Genomic DNA, 14,372 nt, shown 5'->3' on the forward strand with positions numbered 1-14,372 from the left:
GCATGAAGATTCAGTTTTGGTCAGTAGGTAAGCCGCACGAAGCCTATGTAAAGCAAGGCGTGGAGGAGTTCACCAAACGTGTAACAAGGTATTTCCCGGCGGATTGGCTGCTGATAGCACCACCCAAAAACGCAGCGTCGCTTGATGGGCAAAGCCTGAAAAAACAGGAAGGCTTATCTGTTTTACAGCAACTGCAGCCCGATGATTATTTAATACTGCTGGATGAACGTGGCAAACAGATGTCTTCACCCGAACTGGCCATGTTTATACAGCAACGTGCCAACGAAAGCGCAAAGCGGCTGGTGTTCCTTATCGGCGGCGCCTTTGGTGTTGATGAGGCGGTTAGCAAAAGGGCCAGCTTTACCTGGAGCTTTTCCAAACTGGTCTTTCCCCACATGCTGGTAAGGTTAATGCTGGCGGAGCAGGTGTACAGGGCCTGCACTATTTTGCGCAACGAGAAGTACCATCATGAATAAGTAAACAAAAAATTGTAGAAATTTTTGGGGGTGTCCCTCGTACCTCGGGCCGGGCTTTCCGCTCATACTCCGGCACAAAAGCCATGCTGCGATGGCCTCACCGGGGAGAACTGTGTTTGCAACCTTCGCCAAAGCAACATTCAGTTGCTTTAACTTGGTTGTGCTGCAATCCCTCACCCGAACGTGCAACACGTTGCTGCTTTTGCTGGCCAACAAGAAACGACAGATCAAAACTTTTATGTTATGCAAACCTTTTGCTCACCACTAAATCTTTGCTGCCCGGTGTGTATATATAAAAACCTTCGCCACTTTTAACTCCCAGTTTGCCTGCCGTAACCATATTTACCAGCAGCGGGCAGGGGGCATACTTAGGGTTGCCAAAACCCTGCTGCAATACCTGAAGAATGCTAAGACAAACATCCAAACCAATAAAATCAGCAAGTTGCAATGGGCCCTTGGGGTGAGCCATTCCAAGCTTCATAATGCTGTCAATGGCTGCTACGCCAGCTACACCTTCGTATAAACTGTAAATAGCTTCGTTAATCATGGGCATTAAAATGCGGTTGGCAATAAAACCGGGATAGTCGTTGGCCACACAGCCAATTTTACCAAGCTGTTCTGTTAGCGATACAATGATATTAGTGGTCTCTGTTGAGGTGGCGTAGCCGTTAATAATTTCCACCAGCTTCATTACAGGTACCGGGTTCATAAAGTGCATGCCGATAACCTTGCCTGGCCTGCTGGTGGCGGCGGCTATTTTGGTGATAGATATAGAAGAAGTGTTGGTAGCCAGCAGTGCGTGCGGCGGGGCGGCTTTATCAAGTTGCCGGAATATGTTCAGCTTCAGTTCTGTATTTTCTGTGGCGGCTTCTACCACAAGGTCTGCATCCGAAACACCGCTGGTAATATCGCTGTCACTGGTAATGTTGTTAAGCGCGGTTGTCTTCTGCTCTTCTGTAACAATGCCTTTGCTCACCTGCCTGTCCAAATTTTTGCTAATGGTTTGCAACGCTTTATCCAGTTGGGCGGCGTTTACATCAACCAGCTTAACCGTAAAACCTGCCTGTGCAAATACATGCGCTATGCCATTGCCCATAGTGCCTGCGCCTATGACTGCCACTTTTTGTACCATAAGAAAGTTTTGGGAAAGTTAAGTAAAGTGCGGTTTACGAAGTACTCTTGAGCAAAATGTAAGATGTGTAATCTACTGAATAGGCGGCATAGGTTTACTACTGCCTTTTGCCGAAAGGGGTTAACCTGTAAGGCGCCTGTAACCTTCATTCCTTGTTTTAAGTTCTTTATTAGCCGCCCGATACTTATCTTTCCGCAAATAAAACCTGATGAAAAAAATATTATTGGCGGCAATGGCCGGGTGTATCGTTAGCGCCGCGGTTGCCCAGCAAAAACAAAAACTGTTTAATGGCAAGGACCTTACCGGCTGGACTATTCACGGCACAGAAAAATGGTACGTAAAAAAGGGTGAGCTGGTATGTGAAAGCGGCCCGGATAAACAGTATGGCTACCTTTCCACCAACAAAAACTATAAGAACTTTGTGCTTACCCTGGAGTTTAAGCAGGAGGCCGATGGCAACAGTGGCGTATTTTTCAGGAGCAGCATACCGGAAGGCGTAAAGATAAGCGGCTGGCAGGCTGAAGTAGCGCCACTTAACCATCATACAGGCGGCATATACGAATCTTACGGCCGCGGCTGGCTTATACAGCCCAAACCTGAAGATGAGCAATACCTTAAACCCGGCGAGTGGAATACTTACCAGTTAAAAGTGGTAGGAGATGAAGTAACAACCTGGCTGAACGGCCACCAGATGATTACGTTAAAAGACGCGAAGATTGGTGAAGGCACGGGCTTTATAGCATTGCAGATTCATGATGGCGGCGGCATAAAAGTAAGGTGGAGAAATATTGAAATAGAAGAATACGGCGCTCAGGAATAAATTGCCGTAACCGGCATGTATTGCTGGCTGCATGGCTGATGGAGGGCATCAGTTATGCAGCCAGTTTTTTTTGAGTAGATGTCAACCGGAGCGCCATTGCTGCATAGCGTACAGAAAGTACAAGAGTGCGACGCAAGTAAAGCCTCATGCTTATCCGGTCGCCGGGCTCCAAAAGACATTGTTTGCAGGACACTTCTTCGTTATTCAAAATTCCTTGTTCAACATGCTTACTTCTTCTTCCCCTTGTTCATGCCCAAAAATGGTTGCATATAAGAGGGCACAATTTGCCTTGGCTTTACCTTTTTGGTAACCATCAGCGGCTTTTGGTATTCCAGGTAATAAATGCGCAGCAATATGATGAAATAGGAGATGATAAGCGGCCCGAAAATAAGACCTGTAATGCCAAATAGTTTAAGCCCGATGATAACGCCCAGCACAGTAACAATCGGGTGAACATCGGCCATGCGTTTGGCAAGTATAAAACGGATAACATTATCTGCCGTGCCGGATATGATGGCGCTCCACAATGCCACAAATACACCCTGCCAGGTTTGACCGTTTATCAGTAAAAAAACAGTTACCGGCACCCAAACCAAACCAATGCCCACTACAGGTATAATGGATGCAAACCCGGTAATAACACCCCAGAAACCTGCTTCTTTTACGCCGGCAACAGTATAGCTTAAGTAACCGGAAAAGCCCTGTGCTATGGCTATAAGCGGTATGCCTATAGCGTTACTGAATGTTTGCGCCACAAGCTCATTACCAAACATCATTACCTTACTTCTTTTAAAGGGCAGGTAAAAAACAATGGCCGCCTCCATGCGGTTAACATTAACCAGCATAAAGTACAGGAAAAAGTACATCATAGTGATGGTGGTAAAAATACTCAGGCCCTGGTTTACAATTGACCCAAGCAGCGAAGTTACCACCGCCTGTATTTTGGTAAAGGTTTGCTCCGTAAACAGGTCAATACCGTATTTGTCGTGTATTACTTTTTCAAAATCTTTTACGGCATTAACAATAATGTTGGGGTTTTGTGCTACGGGCAATATTTTATTGTACAGCAGCGTAACCATTAACGATATAGGCAGCAGTATAATAAAGAAAGAAATGATGATAACAGCCACCGCCGCCCATGACTTTTTCCAGAGCTTTCGTTTAACCAGGTATTCCACAAAAGGGCGGCTGAGTACGTATACAATAACTGCGGCTAAAAAGGCTGTAAAGAATTCTATAAGGCTAAAAAACAGGAATGCCGCAAACAAAATTATGATGCTCAAAAAGAAGTAACGGTTAACTTTATAATCCTGACGGTTCTCCATTTGGTTCAAATATTGTTAGGTAATTGCGGGAATGGTTTCAAATTTATCTTTTAAAAACATAAATAACATGACTACAGGACAAAAGTTTTTAACCGGTATTCTTTTAGGCGCTGCTGCTGGGGCTGGTATTGCGTTGTTTTTGCAAAGCGAAAAAGGAAAAGAATTTGTGGAAGCCATGAAAACAAAACTGGGAGAGATGACTGATGAAGCCGAAGAAAGCATTGCATCAAAGTGGCACGATTTTAACGACGAAATGAGTGAGCTGATGAAGCGGGGCAGGAAGTTTGTGGAAGACCTGGAACATAAGGCCAAAGAAAGCATATCTTAAAATCTGCACTCATGGATAAACAGGATACACAAGAAAATTTTTTCGCTCAATCCAAAGAAAAACTGGAGCAATATGTAAAAGACAGGCTGCTGCTTTTTAAACTGCAGATGGTAGAAAAAACATCTAAGCTGATAGCTTCCATGTTTATAGGGCTTATGATTACTATTATCAGCCTTTTCATTCTCATTTTTCTAAGCATTATGGGTGGCTATTATTTTGCAAACCTGTTAGGTAACCTGTACTGGGGTTTTGGTGTTATAGCCGGCATTTACCTGTTGCTGCTTATATTGCTGATAGTTTTGGGCAAACGTGTGGTGCAGTTGTATATTACCAATATGATAATCGAAATTTTCTTTGATCAAACAGCAGAAAACGACGACGAACATGAAGACAAGATCAGCGAACAGTAAAGACCTTTCGCATATTGATAACCTTACCGATTTAAGGGATGAAATAAGGCTTGTGCGTGCAAGGGTTAAAGCTGGCGAAGTTGACCTTGCTGAAAGATGGAAAAAGCTGCCCGAAGAAAGCTTTAAATCTGCCATTGGCATTATATTGCCTTTTTACCTTACCAACAAAGTGGCCGGAAAATCCTGGCAGTTGCTCGGTAATGTTGGCAAGCTATTTTCATTCAGTAAAAACAACCGCACCAACTTTAAAAAAGATGTAGTAGGCAGCGCCAAGCAGTTGGGGCTGTTTGCCGCTTTAAGGGCGGGGTTTAACTTGTGGAAAAAGTATAAAGGATAGCACAACCGGCGAATTTTTGTCGGCTATTGGGGATAATCTTCCTCATGCCCAATGTAACTTATTGTTGCGTAAAGTAAGTGGCTGGCTTTGCCGCCATATTTTTTGGGGCTTTCAGCTTTACTCCGTGGCTGGGCATTGGTTCCGGCTTTTCGCTGCAAGTCCTCACCACCTCCGCTACGCTTTGGTGGTTGCGGGCTTTCCGCTTCAATCCGGCAGCCATTAAGCTGCGGTAGTACTATCAGGCAGTTGAGCATAGTACCGTACTTGAGCTATAGTGCGCAAATGAAATAAACAGGTATTGCAGTCATCAACAAAGAATATAAAAGTGTAGAATTCTTTTGAAAAAATTTGCGAGAAGGTTTTTTAAGGTAATTGGCTGGCTATTGATAAGCATCGTGTTGCTGCTGGTACTGGTTATAATTTTAATACAGGTGCCGGCGGTACAGAATTTTGCACGCAAAAAAATCGTGTCCTACCTGCAGGGTAAACTGCATACAAAGGTTGAGATTGCTAAACTCACCATCAACTTTCCCCGACAGCTAATAGTGCAGGGCATTTACCTGGAAGACCAGCATAAGGATACTTTGCTGGCTGCTAAAAAGGTGCAGGTGGATATTGAAATGCTGAAGCTGATTAACAGCAAAGTGTACATTGGCTATATTGGCCTGGATGGCGTTACGGCCAATGTAAAAAGGCTGCAGCCAGATTCTGCTTTTAATTTTGACTACGTCATTAATGCCTTCACTTCCGGCAACGTTGATACTACCACATCGACAGACACAAGTACCCTGCAGTTTAAGATGGGCGATATACGGCTCACTCACATCAGGGCCACTTATAAGGATGATGTAACCGGTAGCGATATGTCGTTTGGGTTAGACAGCCTGGCCACACGCATAGAAACATTAAATATCAACAGCTCTTTATACAGCATTCCTGACATATACCTGGCTGGTATTAAAACTTATGTACGCCAGTATAAGCCGTTGATGGAGCCAGAGCCGGTAGCGGTAGTGGAAGCTGAAAGCAACGAACCCATCGGTGTAAACCTTAACTTAAAGAACATTAACCTGCACAATATACAGGCAGATTATGTAAATGATGTGTCTGCTTTAAAAGCCGCCATTCGTTTAAAAACATTCAATACGCAAATAAAAAAGCTTGACTTACCCAGGCTGCTGGTGCAGGTAAATAACATACAGTTAGACAGCAATTTTATAGAAGTATCCATGGGTAAATCCCGGCAGGCGGTTGTGGTAAAAGAAGAGGTGAAAAAAGAAGTGGTGGCACAGGTAAATAACCCCTGGCGGTTTGAACTGGCCAACCTTGACATAAACCACAACAACATCAGTTACAATGATGATAATATTCCCGCTGCCTCAAAGGGGATGGATTTTGCCCACATGGCTATAAATAACCTGGTTTTTAAGGCAGGCAACCTTGTGTTTACGCCAGTTAGTTACCAGGGCAACCTTCAGGAGTTTTCATTTAGAGAAAAAAGTGGCTTTGAGTTGCAGGAGCTAAGCACACAATTTGCCTACGCAGAAAAAGAGGCTTACCTCAAAGACTTTTACCTGCGTACCAATCAATCACTCATCAGGGCCAATGTTACGGCTAAATATCCTTCGGTAGAATCATTTACAAAAGCCCCCGGCGATGTGTACCTGGAGATGGGCCTTGATACTTTTCTGCTGGCTGCCCAGGATATACTGCTGCTGGCCCCCTTTACAGAGCCGCAGTTAAAAGGACATACTACCGCGGTTATTAACGCCAAATTACAGGGCAAAGGCCAGGTGAAAGATATCACCATCAACAATTTTGCCCTCAGCGGCTATGGCGCTACCCGTTTGCAGATGAACGGTAACATTAAAGGCTTACCCGATGGCAGAAATGCTTATTACAATCTCAGGCTAACCGAATTTAATACCAACCGTAACGATATTACTTCCCTTGCGCCAAAGAACAGCATACCTAATAACATACGCATACCGGAAAAAATGTCGGCTACCGGTTTCTTTAAAGGAAAAATGCAGGCTTTCAGCTCAGAGTTAAAAGCCCGTACCAGCAGTGGCGATGCGGATGTTACCGCCGCTGTGGGCAATAATTATAAAACATACGATGTAAAAACCTCCCTGCGCAGGGTGAATGTGGGCTATCTTATTAAGCAGGATACGCTGGTAGGCGTCATTTCTCTCAATGCATCAGCCAAAGGCACCGGTCATGACTATAAGAAGATGAATACGTTGATTGATGCCACCCTGGTAGAAGGCAGGCTGAAAGGGTATACTTACAGAAACCTGAAATTGAAAGCTGCGCTAAAGAATGGCCATGCGGATATCCAGTCTTCCATAAAAGATCCTAACATTACTTACGATCTGCAGGCTTCGGCCAATATAGCAGGCACCTATCCATCAAATGTAGCGCTGGCGCTTAACCTGGATACATTGGATATGAAAGCACTGCACCTGTACGCGGATACATTGCAGTTGCGTTCATCCCTTACTGCTGAATTTGCCAGCGCCAACCCGGATTCCCTCAACGGAACTGCCCGGCTTTTCAATACAAAAATCACCATGGACACGGTTACTTACCGGATGGATACCGTACTGCTGAGTGCAGAACGCAACGCCGATACGCAAACCATTGCGCTGCAATCTGAAGTGGCTGATATGAACTGGAAAGGCAGCTATAAACTTACGGAAGTAGCTACTGCGCTGCAACACACCATTAACCGTTACTATGCCATACCCGGCTTTAAAGACACCGCTTTTGCGCCACAAGACTGGAAAATGAACCTGCTGTTAAAACCCGCATCTGAGCTGGCGCTGCAGTTTGCGCCGGATTTAAAGGGCTCCGACACCATTAGGGGAATAATAGGCTACAATAGTGCCGCTAACGACCTGCGGTTAAACATATCTGCCCCGCATATCCAGTTGGGTGAGCAGGCTATTGAGCAGGCTGCGATAACCGCCACTACAGCAGATAGTTCGCTGGATTACAATGTGAAGATGGCAAGCGCCGGCAGTAAAAGTTTCCGGTTATACCAAACCTCGCTGGGCGGTAATGTAGCCAACAGCATTGTAACATCATCATTGCTGATAAAAGACAGCAAAGAAAAAAACAGGTACCACCTGGCTGGCCGTTTGGAACAGGCGCCACAGCATGGGATAAAGTTTACCATGCACCCAGACAGCCTGTTGCTGAATTATGACCAGTGGGAAGTGGCCCGGGATAACTTTATCCGCTACGATTCAACAGGGCTGCTGGTAAATAATTTCAGGATCAGCCACCAGGGGCAGTCACTAAGGCTTAACAGCATGGCCGATTCCGCTACATCTCCCATCGAAGCCAAATTTGATAATTTTCATATACGTACACTTACTGATTTTGCTGAACAGGATTCTCTGCTGGCGGATGGCGTAATTAACGGTAATGCCGTTGTAAGCAATGTAATGACGTCGCCTGTTTTTACCACCGACCTTACCATAGCAGACCTTAGCTACCGCAAAGACACCATTGGTACCGTGGTTGCCAAAGTAAATAATGAAACAGCCAATGCATTTGCCGCCAACGTAAGCATAAAAGGTAAGGGTAACGCTGTAGTGCTGGATGGTAAGTATTATACCGGCGAAGGAAGAATGGATATGAACCTGGACATTAACAACCTCGACCTTTCTACGCTTAAAGGCTTCTCTGCCGGCCAGTTAAAAGATGCGGGTGGCAGCCTTAAAGGAAAAATAGCCATTGCGGGTACCACAAAAGAACCTGCCATTAACGGCTCTTTGCGCTTTGCCAATGCGTTTCTGGTTCCTACCATGTTGGGGGAAAAATTCACTTTGTCAAACGAGGAAATCCTGGTAAACAACGAAGGGATAGATTTTAACCAGTTTACGATGGTTGATGCTAACGGCAATAAAGCAATACTGGATGGTACGATAGGAACGACTGATTATACATTCTTCAAGTTTAACCTGGGCCTTAAAGCAAAAAATTTCAGGTTGATAAACGCCACACAAACAGACAACCCTTTGTTTTATGGCAAGTTGAATATGGATGCCGACGTTAAACTGGGCGGCAACAGCTATATACCTAAAGTTACAGCGTCGTTCAGGGCCAACAAAGAAACGGATTTCACTTTTGTATTACCCACCAGCGACCCCGAAGTGGTTAGCCGGGAGGGTGTGGTGAATTTTGTGGATATGGATGCGCCGGTTGACAGCGCGGCACTGGCCGCACAAGATACATTGCCTGCCTACCCCATGTTTGCCAATATGGATGTGGATGCTACCATAGAAACAGATACGGCCGCGGCTTTTACCATAGTAGTGGATGAACGCAATGGCGATGCCCTGAAAGTAAAAGGCAAGGCAGATTTAGCCGGTGGTTTTGATGAAAGCGGCAAGATGACACTTACCGGCAACTACCAGGTTACCAACGGAAGTTACAAGGTTACACTAAGCCTGTTGAAAAGGGAGTTTACCATTCAACGCGGCAGCACCATGACATGGACCGGCGACCCTATGACAGCCAATGTGGATATAACAGCTTTATACCAGGTAAACGCCTCACCCATAGACCTGATGCAAACCCAGATAAGCAGTGGTAAACGGGATGACCTTAACCGCTACAAGCAAAAAATTCCTGTGCAGGTATTCCTGAAAATGAAGGGTGAACTGCTTAAGCCCATTATTTCTTTTGATGTTGATTTAAGTGAAGAAACTGCCGCCCAATGGAGGCTGGTAGATGAAAAGCTAGACCAGTTGCGTACCAACGAATCTGAGTTGAACAAGCAGGTTTTTGCCCTGTTGCTGTTTAGCAGGTTTATGCAGGAAAACCCAATGGAAACAGCTACTGACAAAACAAGTACGGCTACCATGCTTAAGCAAAGTGTTAGCCGCATACTGGCAGACCAGTTAAACCAGCTTGCCGGCAGCCTTATACAGGGTGTTGATTTAAACTTTGGCATAAACTCAGAAGACGACTATAGCACAGGCCAGCAGCAAAGCAGGACAGACCTTACTGTTGGTGTTTCCAAATCGCTGCTTAGCGACAGGCTGCGGGTAAGTGTTGGCAGCAATTTTGAACTGGAAGGCCCACGTAACAGCAACCAGCAGGCATCTAACATTGCCGGTGACGTGGCTGTAGACTACCAGCTTAGCCGGGATGGCCGTTACATGATACGGGGTTACCGTAAAAACAAATATGAAGGAGTGGTGGAAGGGCAGGTAATTGAAACCGGGCTAAGCTTCATTTTTACGCTGGATTACGACCAGTTCCGTGAACTGTTTAATAAAACCAAAAAGAAGAAAGAAAAAAAGAAAAAGTGAGCCCGGCATTGTGAATACGCACTACCGCAAGTACCTGAATTATTTTGCTACGGCACTACAAACTGGAGATGCCACCGGCACTGCAGATGAAGTGATTGCGACGCAAGGGACGATGCCACGAAGCACATGGCTGGTATCCTGCAAAATATCATGGCTGGCAAGCCATAAAAAAGAACAAATGTTGATGACCCGGTTATACCATATCGTAATTTTTTTTGTAAGCCTGTTGTTGTTTTCCTGCAGCGCAACCAAGTCTGTGCCGGATGGTGATGCGCTGTATATGGGCGCTGACGTGGACCTGAAAAAGGCAAACGATTCCGTACGGTTTAATAAGAAAAACACCACCGTAGAACTGGAAGAACTGGTAAGGCCCGCGCCTAACAAAAGATTTTTGGGCATACCTTTTAAGCTGCTTATACATAACATGATTGATACGCCGTCTAAACCCAAAGGGTTAAAGCACTGGCTTAAATATAAGGTTGGCGAACCGCCGGTACTGGCCAGCAGCGTAAACATTGAAAAGAACCGGCAGGTGCTGCAAAACAGGCTGGAGAACAATGGCTTTTTTCATACAGAAGTAACATTTGATACCGTTATCAAAAACAAGAAAATGAATGTTACGTATAAGGCCGATGTGCAGCAGCAGTATAAAATCCGTAACCTCTTTCTGCCTAAAGATTCAGGCTATATTTATACCATTCTTCGCCAGATGGGGCGCCGCTCTACCCTGCGTAAGGGCCGTGCTTATAACCTTGACCGCATTAAAGCCGAAAGGGAGCGTATTGATAAACGCCTGAAGGAACTGGGCTTTTACTATTTTGGCCCTGATGATATTATTTTCGATGTTGATTCTACCGTTGGTAACCATGAAGTGGATGTGTACGAAAAAATAAAAAAGCAAACGCCTTTCCGTTCGCTGGTGCATTATAAAATAAACGATGTAATTATTTACCCGGATTATACCATTGAATCAGATACAATTCCCTTTCAGCCCGATAGCAGCAACAAATACAAAGGCTACTATATTATTGACCCTGAAGAAAAGTTTAAGCCGCAGATGCTTACCCGTACTGTGGTATTCAAGCCCGGCGATATTTACAACCGTACCGATCATAACACCTCTTTAAACAGGCTGGTAAGCCTGGGCGTGTACAAATTTGTAAAGGCAAGGTTTGAGGATACCGATACATCCATGCACCCGGTGCTTAACACCTTTTATTATCTAACGCCACTGCCCAGGAAGTCTATAAGGCTGGAGGTTTCGGGCCTTACCAAATCCAATAACAGCAATGGTACCGAAGTGTCTTTAAGCTGGCGCAACCGCAATTTCTTTCGTGGCGCGGAGTTGTTTACAGCAACCGCTTATGGTGGTTTTGAAAGGCAGATATCAGGCCAGCAAAGTGTAAATACGATTAGGTATGGTGCAGAGGTTAACCTTACGGTGCCACGCATACTGGGCCCATGGGAGTTTAAAACGCATGGCGATTATGTGCCACAAACTAATTTTAATATAGGATATGAATTGTTTGCCCGGGATACGCAATACACTTTAAGCTCTGTACGTGCCAGTTACGGCTATACCTGGAAGGAGGCCGCCACCAAAGAACACCAGCTAAAAGTGTTGTCTGTAAACTTTGTGCAGCCAACTAATATTTATCCCAATTATCAAAAGCATGTGCTGGACTCTAACATAACCCTGGCCCGCAGTATTGAAAAGCAATTTATTGTCGGCTCTATTTATAACTTCAACTACAATTCGCAAAATGTACCCAACCGTAAAAAGAACAATTATTTTTTTAATGGAAATGTTGATTTGTCGGGCAATATACTCGGCCTTATAACCGGCGCCAACCTGCAGGATAATAAGCAGAAGCAGTTGTTTGGCAGGCCCTTCTCGCAGTATGCCAGGCTGGAGGCAGATTTCAGGCATTACCTGCGCATAGGCGGCAACCGGCGGCAGGGTGGCACGGTGCTGGCCAGCAGGTTTCTTGCAGGGCTGGGCTATGCCTGGGGCAACAGTTTAACCATGCCTTTTTCCAAGCAGTTTTTTGCAGGTGGTGTAAATAGTTTAAGAGCCTTCAGGGCCAGGAGTGTAGGGCCCGGCAGTTATTATCCCGGCGATAGGGATTCTGTATTTATTCCCGACCAGCCGGGCGATATAAGGCTGGAACTGAACACAGAACTGCGGTTTAAACTGGTGTCTGTTTTGTACGGTGCGGCCTTTGTAGATGCAGGTAATATCTGGTTGTTTAGAAACGATACGCAAAGGCCAGGCGGCACCTTCACCAGTAAATTTTTCCAGCAGTTTGCGGTAGGTACAGGTCTCGGCCTGCGTGTGGATATACAGTTTTTTGTTATACGGCTGGATGCTGGTTTCCCCATCCGCATGCTCGATCCCGATAAACCCCTCAACGGCTTCAGATGGGTGTTTAAGGATATAGCCTTAGGTGATTCAGACTGGCGCCGCAAAAACCTGGTATTCAACCTTGCCATAGGTTATCCGTTTTAAAATACATCCGCAGCTTATCATTATCAGGGCAAGTGGAAGAGTAGTAAATAGCGAGTGGGGGAGGCCGATTTTGAAAGCTTTTAAGGTGAGGCTCCCTTACATTATATATCCCACATCTTACACCCTTTACATCGTACACCCCACATCTAACGTCTTACATAAAAAAGTACTTCGTACTTCAAACTTCGTACTTGGGGGTGCCCCCAAGCTATCGCAAGGGGTCGGGCTTTTCGCTATTACTCCGGCACAAAAGCCCTGCTGCGATGGCTTCACCGCGGTAGCCGCTTCAATCCCTCACCCGGTGGTGACACCTGCCGTTAATTTTACCGGCAACCTGTGTTATTAACCCGCTAGTACCGCCAACTGTATTTTTTCAAGGAGATTCAGCAAATTGCATGTATGAGCATTATTGTACGCCCGGCTACAGAAAAAGATTTTCCAGCCATACTCAGCCTTACCAAAGAGCTGGCAGTATTTCAGCAAACGCCCGAACGGGTTACGAATACGGTGGAACTGATGCTACAGGAAAAGCAATACTTTAATGGCTTTGTGGCCGAAAATGAAACAGGTGAAACCGTAGGCATGGCTACTTATTTTTTTGCCTATTATACCTGGGTAGGCAAGTCTTTGTACCTGGACGACCTATATGTAAAGCAGGAATACCGCGGCAGTAAAATAGGTTCGCTGCTTTTGAAAAAGATATTTGAAACAGCACGGCTTGAAAACTGCAAACGGGTGCGCTGGCAGGTATCAGACTGGAACAAGCCGGCCATAGAATTCTACAAAAAATGCGGGGCAGAGCTGGATGAAGAATGCATTAATTGTGATTTTGATGAGCATGCCATTAAAGCATTTAATTTATAGCGCCGTGGCAGTAGGCAACTATCCCGCAAACGCTATCTTTACCGAATGAATTTTAATCTCTCAAATATTCCCGAAAGAACCATACAGCCACGCAGTTACGGCCTTACCATGATAACGGATAAGGGCCTAAGCCTGCAGCAAACAAAAGACCTGTTATCCATAGCATCTCCTTATATAGACCTTGCCAAGCTGGCATTCGGAACTTCGTTCGTTACCCCGCAGTTAAAAGAAAAGATTGAAGCTTATCAGCAGGCTGGTGTGCCCGTGTATATCGGCGGATTGTTGTTTGAAGCATTCGTGGCAAGAAAGCAGTTTGACGATTATGTTAAAGTAATGGACGACTACGGCATTACCTATGTTGAAATTTCCGATGGTTCGATAGATATACCTCATGCTGCCAAGTGCGGGTATATAGCAAAGCTGTCTGAAAGGTTTACTGTTCTTAGCGAAGTTGGTTCAAAAGATAAAGACAGGGTGCAGGTAACGCCGCCCTACAAATGGATTGAGCTGATGAGCGCCGAACTTACCGCCGGTGCAAGTTACATTGTTGCCGAAGCAAGGGAAGCCGGGACCGTTGGCCTCTACAGGGATTCCGGCGAAGTACGCGAAGGGCTGGTGTACGAGATACTTACCAAAATACCGGCCGAAAAAATAATATGGGAAGCGCCTCAGAAAGACCAGCAATTGTTCTTCTTAAAGCTGGTTGGCTGCAACGCCAATCTCGGTAATATAGCCCCCGAGGAAATGATAGCCCTTGAGGCCATGCGGATAGGCCTGCGTGGCGATAGCTTTAGTTTTTTTCTGAATGGAGAAAGGTAACCGGATGTTTTCAATTGAAAGTATG

The 14,372-nt window shown here is 45.4% G+C and carries 11 protein-coding genes; 9 read left to right on the top strand and 2 right to left on the bottom strand.

Annotated features, from left to right (window positions below; translation table 11 throughout):
• Positions 1 to 2 precede the first annotated feature (2 nt).
• Entirely contained in the window at positions 3 to 476 is a 474-nt protein-coding gene (locus F0364_RS02325) for a 23S rRNA (pseudouridine(1915)-N(3))-methyltransferase RlmH (protein WP_153796140.1), read from the top strand.
• Positions 477 to 717: 241 nt separating this feature from the next.
• On the opposite strand, the gene F0364_RS02330 is transcribed toward F0364_RS02325, so the two are convergent.
• A complete protein-coding gene (locus tag F0364_RS02330) occupies positions 718 to 1,608 on the bottom strand; it encodes a 3-hydroxyacyl-CoA dehydrogenase family protein (protein ID WP_153796141.1) in 891 nt (296 codons plus the stop codon).
• 208 nt (positions 1,609 to 1,816) lie between these two features.
• Here F0364_RS02330 and F0364_RS02335 point away from each other — a divergent pair, with 208 nt between their 5' ends.
• A complete protein-coding gene (locus F0364_RS02335; protein ID WP_153796142.1) occupies positions 1,817 to 2,428 on the top strand; it encodes a 3-keto-disaccharide hydrolase in 612 nt (203 codons plus the stop codon).
• 227 nt (positions 2,429 to 2,655) lie between these two features.
• Here F0364_RS02335 and F0364_RS02340 read toward each other — a convergent pair whose 3' ends face one another.
• Positions 2,656 to 3,753, bottom strand: coding sequence for an AI-2E family transporter (locus tag F0364_RS02340; RefSeq protein WP_153796143.1), 1,098 nt, complete (start codon positions 3,751 to 3,753; stop codon positions 2,656 to 2,658).
• A gap of 67 nt (positions 3,754 to 3,820) precedes the next feature.
• On the opposite strand from F0364_RS02340, the gene F0364_RS02345 reads away from it, so the two are divergent.
• The 7 genes from F0364_RS02345 (at position 3,821) to F0364_RS02375 (ending at position 14,347) form a co-directional block, all read left to right on the top strand.
• Positions 3,821 to 4,081 carry a YtxH domain-containing protein gene (locus tag F0364_RS02345; protein WP_207632479.1) on the top strand — a complete coding sequence of 87 codons (261 nt, stop codon included), beginning with the start codon at positions 3,821 to 3,823 and terminating at the stop codon, positions 4,079 to 4,081.
• Positions 4,082 to 4,092: 11 nt separating this feature from the next.
• Entirely contained in the window at positions 4,093 to 4,491 is a 399-nt protein-coding gene (locus F0364_RS02350) for a phage holin family protein (RefSeq protein WP_153796145.1), read from the top strand.
• Complete coding sequence (locus F0364_RS02355) at positions 4,466 to 4,828, top strand: hypothetical protein (RefSeq protein ID WP_153796146.1); 363 nt, start codon at positions 4,466 to 4,468, stop codon at positions 4,826 to 4,828. The genes F0364_RS02350 and F0364_RS02355 overlap by 26 nt, the downstream gene beginning before the upstream one ends.
• Before the next feature lie 338 nt (positions 4,829 to 5,166).
• The gene (locus F0364_RS02360) at positions 5,167 to 10,155 is read left to right on the top strand and encodes a translocation/assembly module TamB domain-containing protein (protein ID WP_153796147.1); all 4,989 of its coding nucleotides are present in this window, start codon (positions 5,167 to 5,169) and stop codon (positions 10,153 to 10,155) included.
• Between the two features lie 10 nt (positions 10,156 to 10,165).
• Positions 10,166 to 12,664, top strand: a complete 2,499-nt coding sequence (gene tamL, locus F0364_RS02365; protein WP_153796148.1) for a translocation and assembly module lipoprotein TamL — start codon at positions 10,166 to 10,168, stop codon at positions 12,662 to 12,664.
• A gap of 399 nt (positions 12,665 to 13,063) precedes the next feature.
• Positions 13,064 to 13,528 carry a GNAT family N-acetyltransferase gene (locus F0364_RS02370; protein ID WP_153796149.1) on the top strand — a complete coding sequence of 155 codons (465 nt, stop codon included), beginning with the start codon at positions 13,064 to 13,066 and terminating at the stop codon, positions 13,526 to 13,528.
• Positions 13,529 to 13,573: 45 nt separating this feature from the next.
• Positions 13,574 to 14,347, top strand: a complete 774-nt coding sequence (locus tag F0364_RS02375; protein WP_153796150.1) for a phosphosulfolactate synthase — start codon at positions 13,574 to 13,576, stop codon at positions 14,345 to 14,347.
• Positions 14,348 to 14,372: the final 25 nt, after the last annotated feature.

Source organism: Foetidibacter luteolus (genome assembly GCF_009650435.1).
Lineage (GTDB): Bacteria > Bacteroidota > Bacteroidia > Chitinophagales > Chitinophagaceae > Foetidibacter > Foetidibacter luteolus.